Consider the following 22,412-nt stretch of genomic DNA (forward strand, 5'->3'; position numbering starts at 1 on the left):
CATTTGTAGTAGCCGCTTCAACCATGACCATCGCCTTGTTGATTGCTCTGGCTGGTTCTTTGGCCCTGATGGCCGTCATCGTCAAGCGCCTCGAGCAGGCCTGAGCTAACGGTTGTCTGAGGTTGGGAGCCACGGCTCACCTGCACAGGATTGGTCTTGGCTCGCTTGGCGGCGTACATGGCGTTATCGGCCGCTGCCAGCAGTTGTTCGCTTGTGTTGCCGTGCTCAGGAAAGCGGGCGATACCGACGCTGGCAGAAATCTCAATGCTCTTGTCGAGCTCGAGGAAGGGAGCCCGGCTGGCCTCCACCAGTTTCCAGGCCATGCCCTCAAGTTTCTCGGTGCTACCTGCTTCAGGTACCAACACCACGAATTCATCACCCCCTTGGCGGCAGAGCAGGTCCCCTTGGCGGATCACATTGCGGAATCGATCAGCAACCAGCTGCAGCACCTGATCGCCCATGTTGTGACCAAAGCGGTCATTAACAGGTTTGAAGCCGTCGAGGTCGAGGTAAAGCAAGGCGACGGCATGGCCGTGCCGTTTTGCCAGGGATAGATGGGACTCCAGCTGCTCCATCAGCATGGAACGATTGGCCAGGCCTGTAAGGATGTCGTGGTTTGCTGCGTAACGCACTGCCTCTTCCGATTGACGGCGTTTGGTTACGTCCTGGAGCATGCCCACGTAGTAGCGGGGCTGGAGTTCGTCATCCCGCACGGTTGAAATGTTGAGGTGGTGACAGCGGATCTCGCCGCTACGCACCCGATTCCAGATGTCGCCTTCCCAGAAGCCCTTGTTGGTTAGTTCATTCCACATTTGCGCGTAGTAGGCATTGTCGTGACGCCCGGATTTGAGCAGGCTGGCGCGTTGCCCTTTGATTTCTGAGATGCGGTAGCCAGTGAGTTGGGTGAAGGCGTTGTTGGCCATCAAGATCTGGCCTTCCGGGTTGCTGACGATGATCCCCTGTCCGCTCTCGTCGAACACTGTGCTGGCAAGGGCCCGTTCCTGGGCTGCTGCTTCGCTGATCAAAAGGGCTTGCTTGGTTGCAAGGTGATTTGCCACCAGCGTGCGGGTGATCACTGCCGACACCGTGCTGGCGCTTATCCCAAGCAGCAAATTGATCCAGTAAGCGCTAGTGATCCCGTTGGGGCCAACCAGTCTGGGGGCCAGCTGCACCCCAACAAGCAAGGTGCGGCCGCCAATATTGAGCTTTTCGTAGGAGGGATGACGCAGCTCATTTCTGTTCAGCAGTTTGAGGTTGTCAAAAAGGAGATCTTTGGCGTTTGGTTTATCACCATCGAATACGAGCACCCCAGTACCCGCCAGATCGATATTGTCGATGATATCGATGGTGCTGTTCACTACATCGTTCAGGCGTAGAGGTGAATAGGCCCAACCCCTCAGAGTGCTTTTTCTGGCGCCGGGTTGCTGATCTTGATCAGTGTAAATTGGCAGATAAATAAGAACCCCCCGCTGCAGATCTTCGTTTGTTTCCTGCACGAGGCGCACCTTGCCGCTCAAGGTGGCATTGCCAGTTTGGGCAGCCCGTTGCATTGCCTGGCGGCGCACAGGCTCGGCATACATGTCGAAGCCAAAGGCTCGCTGATTGCGCCAACTGAAAGGCTCAAGGAATTCGATGGCGCTGTAATTGGTTCGCGGGCCGGGAGGGTGCACCATGAAGTTGGGAAATCCCTCCTGCCTTATGCGTTGCTCGAAGGCCGGCAGCTGGGCAGCTGGAATCCAGCGGCTGAATCCCACACCCTGAACCCCATTTAGATGGCTGGTGTTGAGGGCAACGGTTTCGTAAAAGGTATTGAACTCTTGGCGATCGACCCCGGTGCTGGCATAGAACAGCCCCGCCACCGCGGCGAGCATGGCGATGTTGGTCTGCAACTTGCTTTCCAGGCCATCGACCACGTTGTCCAGCAGGGTGGACTCAATCCGCAGATGTTCCTCTTCGCCGAAACGACGGGTCTGCTCGCAGATTGTGGCGGTGGTCAGCAGACCAATCCCCAGCACCAGCCAGGGCATGAGGACATACCCCTCCAGGGTGCCGAGACGCCTGCTGAGCCGCTGTATCAGGTTCAGTAGCCCTACCCGCATGGCTGCCACCTTGTGGGTTTTCATAAGTTAAGCCCACCTTCTTCAGCGCTCTCAGCTTCCTGACGCAAGCGTTCCAAACGCTGCAGCAGCGACTCATTACTCATGCGGTTGTTTAGGCGCTCTGCCAGTAAGGGGAAGGCCAGCGGTCCGGGCCGGGCGGTGCGCTCCAGCTGCAAACTGCATCGCTGCAGCCGCTGCAAGGCCAGGGTGATTCTGGGCAGGTCCAGCTGTTCGGTGAGCACTTCCGATCTGGCCTGGGTCAATAGGCGGTTGGCAGGTTCGTGGCGGCTGAATACGTCGTAGAGCAGGGCTGCACTGATCTGCAGTTGACCGCCGGATTTGGACTGTCCAGGGTAACCGTTCAGCACCAAGCCGCTGATTTGGGCAATGGCGCGGAAGCGCCTCCGGCATAGCTCTGAGAGGTTGATTGCCTGCTCTAGATCGACCTTGAGATCGTTGTCATCGAGCAGTTCTTCGGCGTGCAGTTCAAACAACTCTTCAAATGGATAGTTTTTTGGCGCCAGCAGTTCAAAGCCGTAGTCGTTTACCGACACCGTAATTGTGCTGGCTCGGTGGCGGGCCAGGCGCCAGGCCCAGAGAAAACCCAGGCCCTCATGCACAAAGCGCCCTTCAAATGGATAGGCATAGAGGTGGCTGCCTTCGCGGCTGTTGCACACCTCCACCAGTAATTCGTGTTGCCTTGGTAGCCGGGAGAGCTGCACCTGGCGCTGCAGCAGGGGCTCGAGGGCCACAAGTTCGGGGCTGTCGAGCTTGGCTTCCCCGGCTAGGGCGCGGGCGCAGCGATCCACCTCGGCTCGCAGGTGCTGGCTGAGCAGGTCGGAGAGGGCCATCTGGCCGCCAGACCAGGCGGGCACGGTGCTGCTTTTTTTGGAGCTGGCCTTCACCTGGGCCGTCATCTCCCGCAGTCGCACAAACTCCAGCTGCCGGCCCGCGAAGAAAAACACATCGCCTGCTTTGAGCCGGCCGATGAAGGCCTCTTCCACATGGCCGAGCACGGCACCGCGCACAAAGCGCACGGTCACTGCCCGGTCGGCGGTGATGGTGCCGATGTGCAGGCGGTGCATCCGGGCGATCGCCTTTTCTTTCACCAGATAGAGATCGCCTTCGCGCTCGAGCTTGCGGTAGCGCGGATAGGCACCAAGGCAGTCGCCACCGTGCTCAAGGAAGCGCAGGCACCACTGCCAGTCGCTGTCGTTGAGCTGGCGGTAGCTCCAGGCGCTGCGAACAACCGCCAGCTCGCTTTCGGCTTGGAAGCCGGGGCCGCAGGCCAGGCTGGTGAGGTGCTGGAGCAGCACGTCGATTGGCGCGTTTGGCTGGCGCCTTTCCTCCACCAGGCCAGCCGCCAGGCCCCGCCGCAGGGCGCTTAGCTCCAGCAACTCCAAGGCATGGGTGGGCATGAACAGCACCTGGGAGGTGCCGCCGGGGAGGTGGGCGCTGCGGCCAGCCCGCTGCAGCAGCCGGGCCACATTTTTGGCAGAGCCGATCTGCACCACGCGCTCCACCGGCTGGAAATCCACGCCCAGATCGAGGGAGCTGGTGCACACCACCCAGCGCAGGGCGCCTGCTTTCACCCCGGCTTCGATCGCTTCGCGCTCGGCCCGGTCGATGGCGCTGTGGTGGAGCGCTAACGCGTGTTCCATCTCAGGGCAGGCGTAGCGGAGACACTGGTGCCAGCGTTCAGCCTGGTTGCGGGTGTTGGTGAACAGCAGGGTGGAGACGCCCGGCTCCAGGGCTGCCACCAGATCCTCGTAGCGGCGCAGACCGAGGTGGCCGGCCCAGGGAAAGCCGTCGATCGACTCGGGCAGCAGGCTGCGGATCTCCGTGGCCCGGGCAATCGGTGCGGTGATCAGGCGGGGTTCGCTGGCGGCGCCAAGGGCGCTGCGGGCCGCCTCCTCGAGATTGCCGATCGTGGCGCTGATCGCCCAGGTGCGCAGGCTCGGTTGCTGGCTGCGCAGCCAGCTCAGACACAGCTCGGTTTGGCTGCCCCGCTTGCTGCCCATCAACTCGTGCCACTCATCCAGCACCACCGCCCGCAGGCCGGCAAATAGGGCAGGGGCCTTGGGGTTGGCCAGCAGCAGGCTGAGCGACTCTGGGGTGGTGATCAGGATCTCGGGCGGGCTGCGCAGTTGCTTGCCGCGCTCGTAGCCGGAGGTGTCGCCATTGCGAATACCCACCCGCAGCGGCCAGCCCATCGCTTCGATCGGCTGCTGGATTGCCAGGGCCAGATCGCGGCTCAGGGCCCGCAGGGGGGTGAGATAGAGAAGGCGCAGTCCGGGGCTGGGCTCGGCCAGCAGCTCGGCGATCGGACCCATCACGGCGGCATAGGTTTTGCCCGAGCCGGTGGGCACCTGGATCAGGCCGCTCTCGCCGGCCAGATAGGCCTGCCAGCACTGGCGCTGAAAGGGCAGGGGCGTCCAGCCCTGAAGCTCAAACCAGGCTTCGATCGGGGCCAGGAGATCGCAGGGCTTTGGTTGGCTCCGCGGCTTCCGGCTCATGGCTGGGCTGCCAGCAGGGCTAGAGCCGTGGCCAAGGTGTCCGCCTCGGCGGCGGGCTTGTCTTGGCGCCAGCGGGCGATGCGGGGGAAGCGCACGGCGATGCCGCTTTTGTGGCGGCTGGAGCGCTGCAGCCCCTCAAAGGTCAGCTCAAAAACCTGCAGCGGCTGCACGGCCCGCACCGGCCCGAATCGTTCAGTGGTGTGGCTGCGGATCCAGCGATCCAGCTCCGTGATCTCGCCATCGTTGAGGCCGGAGTAGGCCTTGGCGAAGCTCACCAACTCGCCCTCGGGCCCGGGTTGGCGATCCCAGAGCCCAAATGTGTAATCGGTGAACAGGTTGGCGCGGCGGCCACTGCCGGCCTGGGCGTAGAGCAGCACCGCATCGAGGGTGTAGGGGTCGCGCTTGTGTTTCCACCAGTGGCCCCGCTTGCGGCCCGCCAGGTAGGGCGAAGCGAGGCCCTTGAGCATTAGCCCTTCGGCGGCGGCGCTGGCGGCCTGCTGGCGCAGCGGCTCCAGCTGCTCCCAGGCCGTTAGGGGTAGGCGGGGCGATAGGCGCAGGAGCCCGGCTGTGGGGGTGGGTGTCGTTTCAGGCAGCTCTTGGAGCAGGTCTTCCAGGGCTGAGCGGCGCTGGCTCAGGGGTCGCTGGCGCAGGTCGCCGCCCCCCAGCTCCAGCAGGTCGTAGGCCACGAAGGCTGCCGGACACTCGGCCAGCAGCTTGCGGCCTGGCGCCTTGCGGCCCAGGCGGCGCTGCAGCTGGGCGAAGGGGGCTGGCAGGTCGCTGCCGGCTGGCCATACCAGGATCTCGCCATCGAGCACGGTGCCGTTGGCCAGGCAGCCTGCCGCTGCGAGCAATTCGGGGAAGGCGGCACTTATTAATTCTTCGCCGCGGCTCCACAAATAAACCTCGTTGGCGCGGCGGATCAGCTGGCCGCGGATGCCGTCGAACTTCCACTCCGCCAGCCAGTCGCTGGCGGGGCCGGCCGGCTGCTGCTCCATGGGCGATGCCAGGTAAAAGGGGTAGGGGCGGCTGGGCACCGCTTCGGCTACATCGGCTGGGGCCAGCAGGGCGGTGAGGGCGGCAGCACTGGGCTTGAAGCCGCCCATCAGCCGGTGCTGCAGCTGCGCTTCCTCCAGCCCGCTGAGGCGTGCCAGGGCGCGCACCACCAGCCCCTGGGCCACGCCCACCCGTAGGCCACCGGTGAGCAATTTGTTGGCTACCAGCAGTTCGGATCTGCTGAGGCCCCGCCAAAGCTGCCGCACCGCTTCTGCCTGCTCGCTGCCCTCCAGGGCGGCGGCGGCCGGCAGCAGCTGCTCCATCCAATGGTGCAGGGAGTGGTGCAGGGGTTCGCTCGCCCCAGCCTCCATCTGGGCCCAGAGCAGGGTGATGGTTTCGGCCGAATCGCCCACATGGGCGTAGCAGTCGTCGAACAACCACTCCGGCAGGGGGGATTTCTCCAGGCAGATCTGGCGCAGCCGCCGTCCGGTGATTAGGCGCTTGCCCTGCTTGCCCAGCAGCACGTGCAGGGCCCAGGCGCCATCGGCTGCATCAACACCACTGAAGTAGGCGACGAGGGCCTCCACCCGGGCCTGGGTGCCGCTGCTGGCATCAAGGGCGCTGTAGAGATCGGCGAAGCGACGCATGCCCGCTCAGTCCCCTAGCGGTTCGGCGCTGATCCCTTCCACCTCGCTCAGGTAGCGGGCCAGGCCGTCGCTGTTGCCGTGGGTCACGTACACCTGCCGGGCGCCGCTCTGCTTGACGCTCTGGATCAGGCCGGGCCAGTCGGCGTGGTCTGAGAGCACGAAGCCGCGCTCATAACCGCGGCGGCGGCGAGCGCCGCGCACGGCCATCCAGCCGCTCACAAAGGCCGTTTGCGGCAGCTTGAAGCGCTTCATCCACAGCGAGCGGTGGGCTGAGGGCGGCGCGATCACGAGGCGGCCCGCCAGCGATTCCTCCTTGGCGATTGCGCTCACCGGCAGGGTGGGCGGCAGCCGCACCCCCGCCTCCCGGTAGGCCGGCATCAGCGCTTCCACGGCGCCGTGCAACAGGATCTCGTCTTTGACACCGATGGCGGCTAGCTCCGCCAGCAGCCGCTGGGCCTTACCGAAGGCATAGGCAAACAGGATCGAGGGCCGCTCCGGCGCCGCCTGCCACCAGCTCAGGATCTCGCCGGCCACCTCGGCGCCGCTCTGCCAGCGATAGATCGGCAGGCCGAAGGTGGCTTCAGTAATAAATACGTCTGCCTGCACCGGCTCAAACGGGGCGCAGCTGGGGTCGGCGCAGCGCTTGTAGTCGCCGCTCACCAGCCAGCTCTCACCGCCTGCCTCCAGCCGGATCTGGGCGCTGCCCAGCACATGCCCGGCACTGTGAAACGACACCCGCGCCTCCCCAATGCGATGGGGGGCGCCGTAGTCGACCGGGATCAGGTTGATCGTGGCCCCCAGGCGCTGTCGCAGGATTGCTTCGCTGGCGCCCACCGCCCAATATTCGCCGCAGCCGGGCCGGGCGTGGTCGGCGTGGGCGTGGGTGATCAGGGCCCGAGGCACCGGCCCCACGGGATCGATCCAGGCCGCCGCCGCCCGGCAGTAGAGCCCCTGGGGGGTGTGCTCCAGCAGGCTGCCGGTGGGGAGGGGCATCGGCCCATCCTGCACCTGATCACGGCACCTCAGCAGGCCCATTGCCGCTGATGCCGTGATGCGCTGATTCTTTGATGTAAGATTTAATTCTGGTCCGTTGTGGTCTGATGCGCACCACGTTGGATATCGAAGACGACGTGCTGGCGGCAGCCAAGGAGCTCGCTCGCCGTCAAGGCACCTCGGCCGGTCAGATGGTGTCGCTGCTGCTGCGTGCCGCCCTCACTGGCACCGGGGATTCAGCCCAGCCCCCAGCGGCTGAAGCACTTGGAATTGCGGGTTTCCGGCCGTTCCCTGCCCGCGGTCAGGTGGTCACCAACGACACGATCGATCGCCTGCGGGATGAGGCAGGCCTCTGATGGCTCCCGCCCTGCTCGACATCAACGTGGTGATCGCCTTGCTGGATCAGGGCCATTTGCTGCATCGTGCGGCCACTCGCTGGCTCGAGCGCGAGTTTCACCACGGCTGGGCCACCTGTCCGATCACGGAGAACGGAGTGGTGCGGATCATGACCCAGCCGGCCTATCCCAACGCTCAGCCCACCGCCCAGGTAGCTGAGCGCTTGGCAGAAGCCTGCCGCGATCCCAGTCACCGGTTCTGGCCAGAGCCGATCAGCCTGCTGGAGGCAGGACTGATCCGCTGGGAGCGCCTGCTGGGGCCACGCCAGATCACCGATGCCTATCTCCTGGCCCTGGCCGCGCACCATGGCGGCCGTTTTGTGAGCTTCGATCAACGCATCAATCTCGATGCGGTGCCAGGAGCCGGTGCCGGCCATCTCTGCATCATCGATTGCGAATAGCCCCTGGGGAGCGCTGATCAGCCTTCGTCCCAGAGGGTCTGCAGCGACCACGGGCTGCCCTCCAGCAGCCAGAACGATCCATCCACCAAGCGGAGGTGCTGATCCAGCGCGGCTCCCACTTCACCCGGAGCCGATTTCCAGGTGCCAAGCCCTAGCAGGAGCCATAGGAAGCCTTGCCTAACGCGACTTCTCTGTTCAGGCATCTGCCCTGGCGGCGAACTCCCTGCTCCCCACCACGGTTGACGGTTTGCGGTGCCGCGACTAGCCAGGGATGGCCCGCCGGTTGCCGCCATGGCCCTCAACGACTTCCGCGATGAGCTCGCCGCCACCGCTGCGGCCCTGGCGACACCGGGCACGGGCCTGCTGGCGGCGGATGAATCCACCGGCACTATCGGCAAGCGCTTCGCGGCCATCGGCCTGGAGAACAGCGAGGAGCACAGGCGCGCCTACCGCACCCTGCTGGCCACCACCGAGGGATTGAACAAGCACATCTCCGGGGTGATCCTCTACGAGGAAACCCTGTTTCAAGACAGCACCGCGGCGGCCGGTGGCGCGCCGCTCGTGGAGCTGTTTCAACTGCAGGGCATCGTGCCCGGCATCAAGGTGGATCAGGGCGTGGAACCCCTGGCCGGTGGTTTGGACGGCGAGAGTTGGTGCACTGGCCTCAAGGGTCTGGGCGAGCGGGCCGCCCGCTACTACGCCCGCGGGGCGCGCTTCGCCAAGTGGCGCGCCGTGTTGCAGATCAGCGCCAGCGGCGCGCCTTCGGAGCTGGCGGTGCGTGAGAACGCCTGGGGGCTGGCCCGCTACGCCCGCACGGTGCAGGAGCACGGCCTGGTGCCGATCGTGGAACCAGAGATTCTCATGGATGGTGACCACGACATCACCACCACCGCCTCGGTGCAGGAGTGGGTGCTGCGCACCACCTACGAGGCCCTGGCGATGAACGGCGTCTTCCTTGAGGGCAGTCTGCTCAAACCCTCGATGACCTGCCCGGGCGCCTCATGCCCCGAGCAGGCCAGCGCAGAGGAGGTGGGTGAATTCACCGTGCGCACCCTCAGGCGCACCGTGCCCGCGGCGGTGCCGGCGATTCTGTTTCTGAGTGGCGGCCTGAGTGAAGAAGACGCCAGTCTTTGCCTCAACGCCATCAATCACGTGGCCGCTCAGGGGTACGCCCCCTGGCACCTGGGCTTCTCCTACGGCCGGGCCCTGCAGCACTCCTGTCTGCAGCATTGGGGCGGCAGCGAACTGCAGGCTGGTCAGGCCGCCCTGCTCGCCCGAGCCCGCGCTAACGCTGCCGCCAGCCGGGGCGCTTACGAGCCCGGCAGTGAGCCCTCCGACGACACCAGCCTGTTTGTGGCCAACTACAGCTATTAGCGGCGACTGATTCAGCGGCTCATGGCCAGCATCTTTTCGATCGGAGCCAGGGCCCTTAGCCGCAGCGCCTCATCCATCACGATTTCAGGCTCCATTCGATCGAGGCTCTGCCACACTTTTTCCAGGGTGTTGAGACGCATGTAAGGGCAGGCGTTGCAGCTGCAGCCGTCGGCGCCGGGCACCTCGAAAAATGTCTTATGGGGCAGCTTCAGCAGCATCTGGTGCAGGATCCCCGGCTCGGTGAGCACGATGAAGCTGGTGGCCGGGCTGGCCTCGGCGCGGCGCAGCAGGGCGCTGGTGGAGCCGATGAAGTCGGCCAAGTCCAGCAGGTGTTGCTGGCACTCGGGATGGGCCAGTACCTCAGCCTCCGGGTGCTCGAGTTTCAACTGCAGCAGGGCTTGCTCGCTGAAGGTTTCATGCACGATGCAGCTGCCTGGCCAGAGGGTGAGCTCGCGGCCGCTTTGGCGCTGCACCCAGCGGCCCAGGTTTTGGTCGGGGGCAAACAGGATCGGCCGGTCGGCTGGCAGCTGCTTCACCAGATCCACCGCGTTACTGCTGGTGCAGATCAGGTCGCTGAGGGCTTTCACCGCCGCTGAGCAGTTGATGTAGCTCACGGCGATGTGGTCGGGGTGCTCGGCGCGGAAGGCGGCAAACGCCTCGGCTGGGCAGGCATCCGCCAACGAGCAGCCGGCTTCCAGATCTGGCAGCAGCACGGTTTTGGCCGGGCTGAGGATCTTGGCGGTCTCCGCCATGAAGTGGACGCCACAAAAAACGATCACCTCGGCGTCGGTGGCGGCGGCCTTGCGCGAGAGCTCCAGCGAGTCGCCGATGAAGTCGGCGATGTCCTGAACGGCTTCGTCTTGGTAGTAGTGCGCCAGGATCACGGCCTTGCGCTCCTGCTTCAGGGCGCTGATCGCGGCGGGCAGATCGTGCGGTGCGTAGTTCTGGGTGGCGGTGAAAACCAACCGGGGGCCTCAGCTGATGCAGGATGGCATGAGCCTAGGCAGCAGTGATGGTGGTATCCGGCGGGGGGAAAACGCTCCGCATTGCCATCGCCGGAGACCTGCATGGTGAATGGGACCACAGCGACCATGCGCTGCTGGACTGCCTGGCCCCCGATGCGCTGCTCGTGGTGGGCGACCTCAGCGATGGTCAGCAGCGGATTCCGGCCCTGCTGCGCCAACTGCCCATGCCGGTGGCCTGCATCCTTGGCAACCACGACACCGGCAAGGACGCCTCTGGGCGCACGCTGCAGCACCAGATCGATCTGCTGGGGGAGGTTCACTGCGGCTGGAAAATGCGAGCCCTGAGCCCGCCGGATCTGGCGGTGGTTGGGGGGCGGCCGGCTACCGCCGGCGGCGGTTTCAAGCTTTCTCGGGCGGTGCAGGCTGCCTTCGGCCCGGTGAGCTTGCAGGAGTCGGCTGATCGGATCACGGCCGCCGCCGCCACCGCACCCCCCGACTGGCCCCTGGTGTTGTTGAGCCATAGCGGCCCCTCCGGACTCGGCAGCGATGCCGCCTCTCCCTGCGGCCGCGACTGGAAGCCACCCGCCTGCGACTGGGGTGATCTCGACCTAGCCCTGGCCATCCGCCAGATCCGCCTCAACCGCCCGGTGCCCTTGGTGGTGTTTGGGCACATGCACCACGCCCTTAGGCGCGGCCAGGGGGATCGCCAAAGCTTCTGCCGCGACCGGGCCGGCACCTCTTACCTCAACACCGCCTGCGTTCCCCGCCACGGCACCGATGGCGCCGGCCAGGCCCTGCGCCATTTCAGCTGGGTGGAGCTGGTGGGCCAGGAGGTTGTGAGCGCCAGCCATCGCTGGTTTGGCCTGGGTGGTGAGCTGCTGTACGAAGAGCGCCTCTGGACGGCCCCCAACCCGGCAGCCAACCCAGCTCCCGAACTGACGCCGTGCTGATTTATGCCTGCGTCAGTGCCCATGGTTTTGGCCATGGCTCCCGCACCGCCTCAGTTTTAACCGCCCTGCACGGGCTGCGGCCCCACTGGCGTTTGGTGTTATCCACGGCCCTACCTGAGGCCTTTCTGCGCTCCGCCCTGGGGCCCGTGCCCTTTGAACACCGACCCTGTCGTTGGGATGTAGGCGTGGTGCAGGCCGATGCCCTAGGGGTCGACGCTGGGGCAACCCTGGCTGCCTTATCGGCCTTGGAAGCTGAGCTGCCCGCCCAGCTGGCGGCTGAGCAGGCCTGGCTGGCCGCCCAAGCGATGCCGCTGCTTGTGCTTGCAGACGTGCCTCCAGCGGCGGCGGCCTTGGCTCGAGGCCTGGGGGCGCCTCTGATCTGGCTGGCCAGCTTTGGCTGGGAAGCCATCTACGGGGCGATGGGTGCCGCTTTCAGCCCCTGGGCCGCTCGCTGCCTGGCGGCCTACCGCCAGGGCGACCTGCTGCTGCGCTGCCCCCTGGCGATGCCGATCGACTGGGGAATCCCCGAGCTGGCGATTGGACTCACCGCCGGTAGCCCCCGGCTTGAGCCGGGCAGCCTGGCCAGGCTGCTGCAGTTGCCGGACGAGCGTGAACGCTGTGTGCTGGTGAGTTTTGGGGGGATGGGCTACGACTTGGATCCGCAGTTGCTGCAGCTCTGGCCCGATCACGTGTTTGTTAGTCCCGATCCCCGTTTGGCTACAGCAGCCAACTGCCGCCTGCTGCCTGCCGGGGTGCGGCCGCTGGAGGTTTTGGGGCACTGCGCCCGCCTGATCACCAAGCCCGGATACAGCTCCTTTTGCGAGGCCTTGAGCGCCGAAGTGGGGGTGCATTTGGTGCATCGCGAAGGTTTTGCCGAAGCGCCCGTGCTGGAGGCGGCTTTGGTGCGCCACGGCTGGCATCGGCTGCTCAGCCAGGAGCAGGCCCGCCAGGGGGCTTGGCAGCTCGACCAGCCCTTGCAGCCCCCCACTGGTGAGCCATTGGCTAGCGATGGCGCGGCCCAGGCGGCCGAGGCGCTGGCAGCTTTTGTAGTGAGCCGTTCGTTTTAGTCAAAAATCAGGCGCAAATTACCTGGGTCACAGTGATCTGAACTGTTTGCTGTAGTTGTTGACACCGGTAGACACTTGTGTGATTGGCACTAACTCCATCGTGTCTGGGTGGATTGATAGGCAAATTGGCACGAACAAATCTTTTCTTCGCATTTCAGATTTGGCCGCCTGCAGGCGGTCTGCCGTTTGATCCGCTCCGGTATGACCTTGCCCAGCACCTGTTTTCGATCCGCCCTGGCCTTGGCCGTAGGCCTCGGCACCCTCTCCCTGGCTGCTCCGGTAGCCCAGGCCTCCGAGGAGCTCCAAGTCTCTGGGGCCTCTCAGCCAAGCTTCCCCACGGCTCTGGCCCTGCCCCCACCGCCGGTACGGATCTTTGCGATCACGGCTGAGCGCCGCGCCCTGCTCAACACCATTCGCTACGCCGAAGGCACCTGGGCCGATGGCGACGACATCGGCTACCGGATCATGTTTGGTGGCGGCCTGATGCCCTCCCTGGAGCGCCATCCCGACCGGGTGGTTCGCACTGCCCGCTATGCCAGTGCCGCGGCGGGTGCTTACCAGTTCATGCCCTTCACCTGGAACATGGTTTCGCGCTCCTTGGGAATCGCGGCCTTTGGCCCCCAGGTCCAAGACCAGGGCGCCATCTACCTAATCCAGCGTCGTGGTGCCCTAGCCCTGGCTGATCAAGGCGTGTTCTCGCCGCTGCTGGCGGCCAAATTGGCCCCCGAGTGGGCCAGCTTCCCCACCCTCGCCGGCCGCAGCTTCTACGGCCAGCCGGTGAAGCGCTTCCACGACCTCAAGCGCTTTTACGACGACAACCTCAGCCGTCTGCGCGATCAGCAGTCCCTGGTCACAGCCAAAGTTGAAACCAAGCCCGCCTGCGCGCCGGCGGGCTCCCTGCGCTGTCAGCTCGAGGCGCTTGAAAAGCTGGGACCGCGCAGCCGCAGCCAAAATCCCGGCTGAATTTCTTACCCTTGGTCGGCATCTTTGAGCCTGGCCTTACCCACGGTGGCTCCGGCGATTAGGTAAGCGCCGAGAGCTGCGCCGAGGAAGGCCAGGGTGTTGCGGGCAACCGGCAGCAGGTCGTTGGTGCGGGTCAGGATTGGGCCCAGCCCTAGGGCGCCAAATAGGATCAGCCACAAAGGTGAGAGCAGCAGCACCCAGGCCCACTCCACCTTGCGACCCTCTTTGCGCGGATAGGAAGCGAAGCCCGCCACCAGGCCGCCGAGCACGGAAGTGGAGAGGGTGAGCAGCCACTGCTCGCGCGGCAGGCCCGGCACCACCTGGCAACCACCCCGCTCCAAGCAAATTTCCACCGCTGCAAGGGCATCGACAATGGCGGCGTCCTGGCCGTTGTCGCGCACGTAGTACTGGTTGCCGAAGCGGGTCTGCAGCTCCACCCAGTAGGTGCGGGGCATCAAGGCAAACAGGGCATCGCCCACGTTGAAGTTGAGCAGGTTGCCGCCGCGCTCATCGGCCACCAGCAGCAGGCTGCGTTCGTCCAGGTTCCAGAAGTCCTTCACCGCCTGGCCTGGGGTGCGGTCGTACTGGGTGAGCACCCGCAGTTTCCAGCCGGTATCGGCCTCGAAGCGGGTGAGATTTTCTTCCAGGCTTATGCGCTGACCATCGGTTAGGGCCTTGGCCAGGTCGATCACCGGGGTGGGGTGGTCGGGTAGGAGGTCGGGGTTGTCGTAGGCCTGGGCCGGAGCGATGCCCACACCCAGCCAGCAGGCCAACACCAGCAACAGCGACACCAGCGCAGGCAGCACGGCGTTCCAAGCGCGACCCATTCACCAGCCTCAGCGAAGATGCATTCTCCCTGAGCAGGCGTCTGAACGTGAGCTTGCCCGCCTGGCTGCTGCAGCGCTTCGAGGCCGCCGGCGGGGCGGTGCCCTTCCGCACCTACATGGAATGGGTGTTGCACGATCCGTTGCACGGCGCCTATGGGTCTGGCCGGCTGCGCATCGGCCCGGCGGGGGATTTCGCCACCGCCCCCTCCCTGGGGCCAGATTTCGCCGCTTTGCTGGCACCCCAGCTGGCCGAGTGGCTTACTGCCCTGGCGGCCGGTCCCGGGCCCCTGGCCCTGGTCGAGGCCGGGCCAGGCGAGGGCTGCTTGGCCCGGCAATTGGCCGAGGCCCTGGTGGCGGGTTGGCCCCAGCTGGCCCAGCAGCTTGAGCTTGTGCTGGTGGAGCCCAACGAGGGCATGGCGGCCCGTCAGCGAGCCCTGCTGCAGGACTGCCCCTTGCCCTGTCGCTGGGCCAGCTTCGCGGACCTGGCGGCCTCACCGCTGCGTGGTGTGGTGCTCGCCCATGAGGTGCTCGATGCCCTGGCGGTGGAGCGGATCGAGTGGGACGGGGTGCTCTGGCGCCAGCAAATGGTGGCGCTGCACGAGGGCCCTGAGGCGGAGCTCTCGCTGCGGCTGGAGCCCGGCGCGCCCCTGGAGCCGGCAGCGGCCGCCCAACTCGAGCCCCTCGGACTCCTGCCCCCCTCGCCCCAGCGCCCGCCCGGCTGGTGCAGCGAGCTGCATCCTGGCCTGGCCCCCTGGCTTGGCGAGTGCGCCGCAGCTGTGGCCGAGGGCCAGCTGCTGGTGATCGACTACGCCTTAGAGGCCTGGCGCTACTACGCCCCCCAGCGCTCTGGCGGCACCTTGATGGCCTACCGGGGCCAGCAGGCCAGCGGCGATCCGCTGCTGGAGCCAGGCGCCTGGGATCTCACCGCCCACCTATGTATCGAGAGCGTCGATGCCGCAGCCGCCGCCAGTGGCTGGCAGCCCCTAGGCCAGTGCCGCCAGGGTCAGGCCCTGTTGGCCCTCGGCCTAGCGGAGCGCCTGCACGGCCTGCAGCAGGAAGCCCCGGTTGCCCTGGCCACCGTGTTGGCCCGACGCGAGGCCCTGCTGCGGCTGGTGGATCCCGTGGCCCTGGGGGATTTCCGCTGGCTGGCCTACGGCCGGGGTGGGACCCCGGAGCTGCCCAGCTTCAGCCGGGAGCCGGGATCGCTGACTCCAGCCACTGGTTGAGGGCTTGGGGCTGCTGGGTGGGACTGCTGGTGATTTCGATGATCCGACCGCTGGCGGCGGGGGTTTCCAGGGCCTCTAGGCACACCCGGGCCACCAGGCGGCGGGGCAGGCTGCTGCTCTCCTGCTGGTTGGGGCCGGAGTAAACCACCCCCTCCCTTTCGCTGCGGCTGTCGTCCTCGCTGAGGCCGCCGGGGCGCACCACGGTCCAGTCGAGTCCGCTTTCTTCAAGCCAGCGCTCGCCCAGGCGTTTCCACACCAGGATCAAGCCAAACAGGTTGAGGGGGTGCTGCCAGCGACCGGCGCAGAGCGAACTCACCAGCACCACCCGCTTCAAGCCCACCGCCTGGCAGGCGTGGATCTGGTCGCGCACCCCGAAGGCATCCACCTTGAGGGGGCCGGCCAGATCCACTGATGGCCGGGCGCCAGTGGCGATCACCAGGGAGTCACAGCCGCTCAGGGCGGCGTGCAAGGCCTCGGTGGCACTGAGATCCAGTCGCCGCACATCGAGCCGCCCTTGCTGCTCTGCTTCGGCCAGGGCCGCTGGCAGCACGGAGCCGGGCCGCACGATCGCCCGCACCGCCAGGCCCCGCTTCAAGGCTTCATCCACCACCCGCCAACCGGTTTTTCCGGATGCTCCCGTCACTGCCACCAGGCTCATCGCTGCATCTCCACCACCACAGCTCCATGTTGCTCGTTTGGCGGATTAGCTGGCAGCAGGCTGCGCTTCAGCCAGGGCCAGCACACTGATAGTCAGCGCTGGTCATCGTCTTGGAGGCTGCGGGTGTGCGGTGCCTAATCCCTAATCAGCCCAGCTGGCTGCCTACGGTGAGCTGGATGGCAAAACGTTGTGGCAGGGCCAATCATTCGCGCTAGTGGGTTGAGCAAGACCTACCGAATCAGCGAGAAGCAGCCTGGCCTGGCCGGCACAATCCAGCATCTGCTGCGGCGGCGCCATCGCGATGTGCTGGCGGTGGATGGCATCAGCTTCACGATCGAGCCGGGGGAGATCGTTGGCTTCCTGGGCCCTAACGGCGCCGGCAAGACCACCACCTTGAAGATGCTCACCGGCCTGATCCATCCCAGCGGCGGCGAGCTGGAGGTGGCAGGCCACCAGCCCTATCGGCGTCAGGCCCGCTTCTTGCGCCAGATCACCCTGGTGATGGGCAACCGCCAGCAGCTGATCTGGGACCTGCCCGCCCTCGATTCGCTGCGGGTCAATGCCGCGGTCTACGGCATTGCGGAGGCGGAGGCCCAGCGGCGCATAGGCCAACTCGCCGAGATGCTGGAGCTGGGCCAGGAGCTGCGGCGACCGATGCGCAAGCTTTCCCTGGGTCAGCGGATGAAGGCCGAGCTGCTGGCGGCTCTGCTGCACGAGCCGGCGGTGTTGTTTCTCGATGAGCCCACCCTGGGTCTGGATGTGAATGCCCAGGCGCGGGTGCGGGATTTCCTCGCCGACTACAACCGTCGGACCGGCGCCACCGTCCTGCTCACCAGCCACTACATGGGCGACATCACGGCCCTCTGCCCGCGGGTGCTGCTGATCCACCAGGGCCAGCTCTTCCACGATGGCTCCCTCGCCGATCTCACCCAGCGGTTGGCCCCCTGCCGCCAGGTGCGGCTGGAGCTTGCCGACCTCCATCCACCGGAGGCCTTTGCCGGTTTTGGCCAGCTCGAAGCCCATCAGGGCCATCTGGTGCGGCTGCTGGTGCCGCGGGCCCAGCTCGCCGAGCAGGTGGCGGCGCTGCTGGAGCGCTTTGCGGTGGTGGATCTGGAGGTGAGTGATCCGCCGGTGGAGGAGCTGATCGGCGGCTTGTTCCGCCAGCGCGATTCAAACTCCGAGGTCTCCCAGTGAGCTGGGCGTGGCGGGTGGCGCGGGCGCTGCTGGGTAGTCAGTACGCGCTGATGCTCGAATACCGGGCCGAGATTGCCCTCTGGGCCCTATCAGGGGTTTTGCCCTTGATCATGCTCGGCGTCTGGAGCGGCTCGGGCGCGGCGGCGGCGGCTGGCCTCTCCCCCCAGCAGCTCAGCCACTACTTCCTGGCGGCCTTTGTGGTGCGGCAGTTCACGGTGGTTTGGCTGATTCAGGTGTTCGAAGACGACGCCCTGCAGGGCCGCCTGTCGCCCTTCCTGCTGCAGCCGCTTTCGCCGCTCTGGCGATACCTGGCGGCCCATTTCAGTGAACAGGCGTCGCGAATTCCCTTTGTGGCCGTGATGCTGCTGGTGGTGGGGCTGGCGGCGCCCGGCTTGCTGTGGCTGCCGTCGGCGGGGGCTTTGCTGCTGGGGATCTTGGCGATTGTGGCGGCCTTTCTGCTGCGCTTTCTGCTGCAGGTGCTTGTTACCACCCTCTGTTTTTGGAGTGAGCGGGCAGTGGCCCTCGATCGGCTGTTGATGATTCCCTATCTGTTTTTATCGGGCCTGGTGGCACCCCTAGATACCTTTCCTCCAGCGGTGCGGCGGCTGGCCCTGGCCACGCCCTTCCCCTGGATGGTGGATTTCCCCGCCCGGCTGCTGGCCGGCGAACCGGTGAATGTGGCATTGGGTTTTGGGGCGATCGCCGCCTGGTGCCTGCTGCTGCTGCCGATCGGCCACTGGCTGTGGCGGGCCGGCCTGCGCCGCTACTCGGCGATGGGCGCGTGAGGGAGTTTGCGCGCTACTGGCGCAGCCTGCGCTGCTTCTGGGGCACCTCCCTGGCGGCCGAACTCGAATACCCGCTCAATGCCTGGATCGAGCTGCTGTCGGTGCTGGGCAACCTGGCCGGCAGCGTCTTTGTGCTGCAGCTGCTGTTTGGTGGTGGGCCCCAGCTGGGGGGCTGGAGCTGGAGTGGCGCTTTGGTGGTGCTGGGCCTCTACACGCTGCTGGATGGGTTCACCACCTGCGTGCTGCAGCCCAACCTCAGCCGCATCGTTAACCACGTGCAGACCGGCACCCTCGACTACGTGCTGCTCAAGCCAATTGATAGCCAGTTCTGGCTGTCGGCCCGCACCGTGTCGCCCTGGGGGCTGCCAGGAATATTGGCTGGCTTTGGCCTGATCGCTTGGGCCCTGCTGAACAGGGGTCCTGGGGCTCCATCCGGCCTGCCGGCGGCTGGGCCCGTGCTGCTCTCGCTGGCGCTGCTGTTTGCAGCCCTGGTGATTCTCTACAGCCTCTGGTTTGTGTTGGCGGCCCTCAGCATCTGGTTTGTGAAGGTGTGGAATGCCACCGAGGTGTTGCGCTACACCCTGGTGGCGGGCCGCTACCCGGTGAGTGCCTATCCGCCGGCGCTGCGGTTGCTGTTCACCTTTGTGCTGCCGGTGGCCTTTCTCACCACCGTGCCCGCTGAGGCGCTGCTGGGGCGGGGTTCAGCCATCTGGGCTTTGGGTTCGCTGCTGGCTGCCGGGCTGTGCCTGGTGGCCAGTCGCCTGTTGTGGCGCTACGCCCAGCGCTTCTACACCTCTGCTTCTAGTTGAGCGGAGCCGCGCGTCAGCGCGCCATCATCGAGCCATCGGCTATTCCCAGTTGCTGCCGCCGCTCATGGTGATCCCCGCTCCTGTTATTGATTACGCCAGCGGTACCAGCATCAGGCAGGAGCACTGGTTGCAGCGCTGGTATCCGGTGGCCTATCTGCAGGATCTCGATCCTCGCCGCCCCACGGCCTTCACCCTGCTGGAGATGGATCTGGTGCTCTGGTGGGACGCTGTAGGCCAGCAGTGGTGCGCCTTTGCCGACGTCTGCCCCCACCGGCTCGTGCCCTTGAGCGAAGGCCGCCTCAACGAAAGGGGTGAGCTGGAGTGCCCATATCACGGGTGGAGTTTCAACGCCCAGGGCAGCTGCACCGCGATCCCCCAGGCCGAAGCCGCAATCGGCGCCAACCCACTCAGCTCCTGCCGCCGCTATGCCACAGCCAGCGCCCAGGGGCTGCTGTTTGTGTTTGCCGGCGACCCGGTAGCGGCTGAGGCGGTGCCCCTGCCGCTGGTGCCCGTGCTCGAGGAACCCGGCTGGCTGGTGCAGGACACCTTCCGCGATCTGCCGATGGATGCCCTCACCCTGCTGGAGAACGTGCTCGATGTGAGCCATGTGCCCTTCACCCACCACCGAACAGTTGGTAAGCGCCAGAACGCCGCTCCAGTGGTAGCTGAGCTGACCAGTTTCGGGCCGGAGGGGTTCACTGCCACTTGGCCCGAGGGCCCGCGCCGGGGGCGCCTGGGCAGTCAGTTCACCACCTTTCAGGCGCCGGGCCTGATGTGGCACGACCTCACGGCGAAGGGATTTGCCCGCTTCCTCACGGTCGTGTATGCCACGCCGATCCGGGCTGGGGAATGCCGCTTGTTTGCCCGCTTCCCGTTTCAGTTCCGCTCTGTGTTGCCCCGGCTCCTGCTGCGGGCTCGGCCGGTGTGGTTGCAGCACATCGGCAACCACACCGTGCTCGAAGACGACCAGGTGTTTCTGCACTGGCAGGAACGGGTTCAAAGCCAGGCGAGCTTCCTGCCCACCGGCGCCGACATCTACGTGCGGGCGTTGCACAAATGGGTCAAGGATTTTGCCGGCCAGCCATGCCCAGGCTCCGCCCTGCCGCCCCGGCTGGGTCGGACAGCCCTGATGGATCGCTACGACAGCCACACCCGCCACTGCCGTGCCTGCTCCGGTGCCCTGCGGCAAATACGCCGCTGGCGGCCGCTAGTGCTGTTGGCCCTGGGGGTGGAGCTGCTGCTGGCGGCCTGGCTGCCCGGGCTGACGGCCCGGTTGACCCTGCTGGTGCTGCTTGGCGGCAGCGCCCTGCTGCTGCGGCAGCTAAACCGCTGGGAGCGCCAGCTATTGCGCGGCGACGGCCACCCACCTCGCAACGCCCTTTAGGCGCAGCTGGCGAGCGCGCTGAGGATCGTTGCTTCGCTGACGTCGCTGCGGATCTCAACCCTGCCGATGCCGGTGGGCAGCACGAAGCGCACCTGACCCTCCCGCACCTTCTTGTCGCCCTGCAGGCAGGCCAGCACGGCGTCGGGATCGAGGGCTGGCCAGGCTAGCGGCAGACCTGCGGCGGTGATTACGGCCCGCTGGCGCTCCTGGTCGCTAGCGCTCCATAGGCCCATGGCCAGGGAGATTTCGCCGGCCGCCAGCATGCCCAAACCAACGGCTTCGCCATGGAGGTAGGTGCCATAGCCGCAGAGGGTCTCCACCACGTGGCCCAGGGTGTGGCCGTAGTTGAGGATCGCCCGCAGGCCCCCTTCGTTTTCGTCGGCGGCCACCACCTTCGCCTTGGCGGCGGCGGAGCGCACCAGGATTCGCTGCAGCAGCTCGGCTGGCAATGTGGTCAAGCTGGCCAGCTGGGCGCCGCATGCCTCCAGCTCGGCCAGCAGCTCGGGGTCGCCAATCACGCCGTATTTGATCACCTCGGCCATGCCAGCGCGAAATTCCCGCTCCGGCAGGGTGGCAAGGCTGCTGGGGTCGATCAGCACCAGGCGCGGCTGGTGAAACGCGCCGATCAGGTTTTTGCCGCCGGGGTGATTGACGCCGGTCTTGCCGCCGATCGCCGCATCCACCATGGCCAGCAGGGTGGTGGGCACCTGCACCACGGCAATGCCCCGCAGCCAGGTGGCGGCAGCAAATCCAGCCATGTCGCCCACCACGCCACCGCCAAGGGCAACGATCAGCGAGCCCCGCTCCAGCCGGCGGGCAAAGGCTGCGTTATGGATCAGGCCCACGGTTGCTGGCGTTTTCTGATCTTCTCCCGCCTCGATCACCAGGGTGCTGGCATCAAGCCCAGCCGCGCTGAGGCTTTGCAGGGCAGTGGCGCCGTAGTGGGCTTCCACCACGGCGTTGGTCACCAGCAGCACCTTGGTGCCTGCCTTAAAGCCCAGGCCCCGAATCTGGTCGCCCAGACTCAGCAAGGCTGCCGAGCCGATAATCACCGGGTAGGGGGCAGCCTGCAGCTCCACCCTGATCGTTTGCAGATCCATAGGGCGATCATCCTTCAGCCCAGGTACTTTGCCTTGCATGAGCGAGGCCAATCTCCGCAAGCGCACCGCCACGGCCTGGGGCTTTTTGACCCCTGCCCTGGTGCTGATCGGGCTGTCGGTGCTGATTCCGGCAGCGATGGCATTGGTTATGAGCTTCAGCCAGGCCGGCCTCGATGTCAGCGAGCCGCTGCGCTTCGTTGGTCTGGCCAATATCCGGCGCCTGCTGGCCGACCCGATGTTTTTCCGGGTCACCGGCACCACCTTTTTGTATCTGCTGGGAGTGGTGCCCCCGATCGTGGTCGGCGCCCTAGCCCTGGCTGTGCTGGTCAACCGCCAGCTGCCGGCGATCCATTGGTTTCGTGCTGCCTTCTACACCCCGGTTCTGGTGTCGATCGTGGTGGCGGCGATTGCCTTTCGCTGGATCTATGCCGAAAACGGCCTGATTAACGGCTGGCTCACCGCCCTGTTGGGCAGGAGCTTTGATCCCATCGCTTTCCTCACATCGCCGCTGCTGGCCCTTCCCTCAGTGATGCTCGTGACCCTCTGGAAGGGCCTCGGCTACTACATGGTGATCTTTCTGGCCGGGCTGCAGGGCATCTCCCCCGATCTCTACGAGGCAGCGGCCCTCGATGGCAGTGAGGGCTTGCGAAAGCACCTGGATATAACCCTGCCGCTGCTGCGGCCCTACATCACCCTGGTGGCGGTCATTTCCGCAATTGCAGCTACCAAGGTGTTCGAAGAGGTCTTTTTAATGACTCAAGGTGGCCCTGCCGATTCGACCCGCACCCTCGTTTACTACGTCTACGACCAGGCTTTTGCCGAGCTGGAGATCAGCTACGCCTGCACGATTGGCTTGGCATTGTTTTTGATCGTCCTGATGCTGAGTTTGGTGCGCTATCTCTTCGCCGGTGATCGCGGCCTCACTTGAAGAGCCTGTTACTAGGGAAGCTCTGGGCAACAGGGAGTTAAGTGCCTCTTGAGACCGGGCAAAGCTGCCTTTGGCCTTGATTTGCCTCTGAGGCCGGAAATTGTTGGCTCTATCGGCTCATTTCGGGATCATCTGGCT

At 65.8% G+C, this 22,412-nt stretch carries 20 protein-coding genes; 12 read left to right on the top strand and 8 right to left on the bottom strand.

Annotation, left to right across the window (positions count from 1 at the left end; all coding sequences use genetic code 11):
* Positions 1-17: 17 nt before the first annotated feature.
* Genes KBY75_RS13245 through KBY75_RS13260 form a run of 4 tightly spaced genes read right to left on the bottom strand, consistent with a single transcriptional unit; the run spans position 18 to position 7,248 of the window.
* On the bottom strand, positions 18-2,123 hold the full coding sequence (locus KBY75_RS13245) for a CHASE domain-containing protein (protein WP_255024240.1): 2,106 nt from the start codon (positions 2,121-2,123) through the stop codon (positions 18-20).
* Complete coding sequence (locus KBY75_RS13250; RefSeq protein WP_255024241.1) at positions 2,120-4,615, bottom strand: ligase-associated DNA damage response DEXH box helicase; 2,496 nt, start codon at positions 4,613-4,615, stop codon at positions 2,120-2,122. The genes KBY75_RS13245 and KBY75_RS13250 overlap by 4 nt, the downstream gene beginning before the upstream one ends.
* Entirely contained in the window at positions 4,612-6,255 is a 1,644-nt protein-coding gene (locus KBY75_RS13255; RefSeq protein WP_255024242.1) for an ATP-dependent DNA ligase, read from the bottom strand. The genes KBY75_RS13250 and KBY75_RS13255 overlap by 4 nt, the downstream gene beginning before the upstream one ends.
* Before the next feature lie 6 nt (positions 6,256-6,261).
* Positions 6,262-7,248, bottom strand: a complete 987-nt coding sequence (locus KBY75_RS13260) for a ligase-associated DNA damage response exonuclease (RefSeq protein ID WP_255024243.1) — start codon at positions 7,246-7,248, stop codon at positions 6,262-6,264.
* 107 nt (positions 7,249-7,355) lie between these two features.
* Between KBY75_RS13260 and KBY75_RS13265 the strand changes: the two genes are divergently transcribed.
* The 3 genes from KBY75_RS13265 (at position 7,356) to KBY75_RS13275 (ending at position 9,418) form a co-directional block, all read left to right on the top strand.
* Positions 7,356-7,604, top strand: a complete 249-nt coding sequence (locus tag KBY75_RS13265; RefSeq protein WP_254936340.1) for a ribbon-helix-helix domain-containing protein — start codon at positions 7,356-7,358, stop codon at positions 7,602-7,604.
* Positions 7,604-8,044 (top strand): TA system VapC family ribonuclease toxin, encoded by a 441-nt coding sequence (locus tag KBY75_RS13270; RefSeq protein WP_255024244.1) that lies wholly within the window; start codon positions 7,604-7,606, stop codon positions 8,042-8,044. Before KBY75_RS13265 ends, KBY75_RS13270 begins: the two co-directional genes overlap by 1 nt.
* A 291-nt stretch (positions 8,045-8,335) precedes the next feature.
* Positions 8,336-9,418, top strand: coding sequence for a class I fructose-bisphosphate aldolase (locus KBY75_RS13275; RefSeq protein WP_255024258.1), 1,083 nt, complete (start codon positions 8,336-8,338; stop codon positions 9,416-9,418).
* A gap of 11 nt (positions 9,419-9,429) precedes the next feature.
* On the opposite strand, the gene nadA is transcribed toward KBY75_RS13275, so the two are convergent.
* Positions 9,430-10,383: a quinolinate synthase NadA gene (gene nadA / locus KBY75_RS13280; RefSeq protein ID WP_255024245.1), complete on the bottom strand. Its 954-nt coding sequence runs from the start codon at positions 10,381-10,383 to the stop codon at positions 9,430-9,432.
* Between the two features lie 47 nt (positions 10,384-10,430).
* Here nadA and KBY75_RS13285 point away from each other — a divergent pair, with 47 nt between their 5' ends.
* The 3 genes from KBY75_RS13285 (at position 10,431) to KBY75_RS13295 (ending at position 13,363) form a co-directional block, all read left to right on the top strand.
* Positions 10,431-11,333 carry a TIGR04168 family protein gene (locus KBY75_RS13285; protein WP_255024246.1) on the top strand — a complete coding sequence of 301 codons (903 nt, stop codon included), beginning with the start codon at positions 10,431-10,433 and terminating at the stop codon, positions 11,331-11,333.
* Positions 11,327-12,400 carry a hypothetical protein gene (locus KBY75_RS13290; RefSeq protein ID WP_255024247.1) on the top strand — a complete coding sequence of 358 codons (1,074 nt, stop codon included), beginning with the start codon at positions 11,327-11,329 and terminating at the stop codon, positions 12,398-12,400. The genes KBY75_RS13285 and KBY75_RS13290 overlap by 7 nt, the downstream gene beginning before the upstream one ends.
* Before the next feature lie 201 nt (positions 12,401-12,601).
* Positions 12,602-13,363, top strand: a complete 762-nt coding sequence (locus KBY75_RS13295) for a glycoside hydrolase family 104 protein (protein WP_255024248.1) — start codon at positions 12,602-12,604, stop codon at positions 13,361-13,363.
* A 5-nt stretch (positions 13,364-13,368) separates the two neighbouring features.
* Here the strand turns inward: KBY75_RS13295 and KBY75_RS13300 are convergent, their stop codons facing one another.
* The gene (locus tag KBY75_RS13300) at positions 13,369-14,190 is read right to left on the bottom strand and encodes a TPM domain-containing protein (protein ID WP_255024249.1); all 822 of its coding nucleotides are present in this window, start codon (positions 14,188-14,190) and stop codon (positions 13,369-13,371) included.
* Between the two features lie 47 nt (positions 14,191-14,237).
* On the opposite strand from KBY75_RS13300, the gene KBY75_RS13305 reads away from it, so the two are divergent.
* On the top strand, positions 14,238-15,416 hold the full coding sequence (locus KBY75_RS13305) for an SAM-dependent methyltransferase (RefSeq protein WP_255024250.1): 1,179 nt from the start codon (positions 14,238-14,240) through the stop codon (positions 15,414-15,416).
* Here KBY75_RS13305 and KBY75_RS13310 read toward each other — a convergent pair.
* A complete protein-coding gene (locus KBY75_RS13310; RefSeq protein WP_255024251.1) occupies positions 15,376-16,074 on the bottom strand; it encodes an SDR family oxidoreductase in 699 nt (232 codons plus the stop codon). The two genes, KBY75_RS13305 and KBY75_RS13310, sit on opposite strands and share 41 nt — an antisense overlap.
* Before the next feature lie 201 nt (positions 16,075-16,275).
* On the opposite strand from KBY75_RS13310, the gene KBY75_RS13315 reads away from it, so the two are divergent.
* The 4 genes from KBY75_RS13315 to KBY75_RS13330 all read left to right on the top strand — a co-directional run bounded on the left by KBY75_RS13315 (position 16,276) and on the right by KBY75_RS13330 (position 20,246).
* Positions 16,276-17,268 (top strand): ATP-binding cassette domain-containing protein, encoded by a 993-nt coding sequence (locus KBY75_RS13315; protein ID WP_255024259.1) that lies wholly within the window; start codon positions 16,276-16,278, stop codon positions 17,266-17,268.
* Between the two features lie 50 nt (positions 17,269-17,318).
* Positions 17,319-18,053, top strand: coding sequence for an ABC-2 family transporter protein (locus tag KBY75_RS13320; protein WP_255024260.1), 735 nt, complete (start codon positions 17,319-17,321; stop codon positions 18,051-18,053).
* Complete coding sequence (locus KBY75_RS13325; RefSeq protein ID WP_254936644.1) at positions 18,050-18,862, top strand: ABC transporter permease; 813 nt, start codon at positions 18,050-18,052, stop codon at positions 18,860-18,862. The genes KBY75_RS13320 and KBY75_RS13325 overlap by 4 nt, the downstream gene beginning before the upstream one ends.
* A gap of 64 nt (positions 18,863-18,926) precedes the next feature.
* Positions 18,927-20,246, top strand: a complete 1,320-nt coding sequence (locus KBY75_RS13330; protein ID WP_255024252.1) for a Rieske 2Fe-2S domain-containing protein — start codon at positions 18,927-18,929, stop codon at positions 20,244-20,246.
* Here the strand turns inward: KBY75_RS13330 and aroB are convergent.
* A complete protein-coding gene (gene aroB, locus KBY75_RS13335; RefSeq protein WP_255024253.1) occupies positions 20,243-21,346 on the bottom strand; it encodes a 3-dehydroquinate synthase in 1,104 nt (367 codons plus the stop codon). The genes KBY75_RS13330 and aroB overlap by 4 nt on opposite strands.
* Positions 21,347-21,383: 37 nt before the next feature.
* Between aroB and KBY75_RS13340 the strand changes: the two genes are divergently transcribed.
* Positions 21,384-22,274: a carbohydrate ABC transporter permease gene (locus KBY75_RS13340; RefSeq protein WP_255024254.1), complete on the top strand. Its 891-nt coding sequence runs from the start codon at positions 21,384-21,386 to the stop codon at positions 22,272-22,274.
* Positions 22,275-22,412: the final 138 nt, after the last annotated feature.

The organism is Cyanobium sp. T1G-Tous (genome assembly GCF_024345455.1).
Taxonomy (GTDB): domain Bacteria; phylum Cyanobacteriota; class Cyanobacteriia; order PCC-6307; family Cyanobiaceae; genus Cyanobium_A.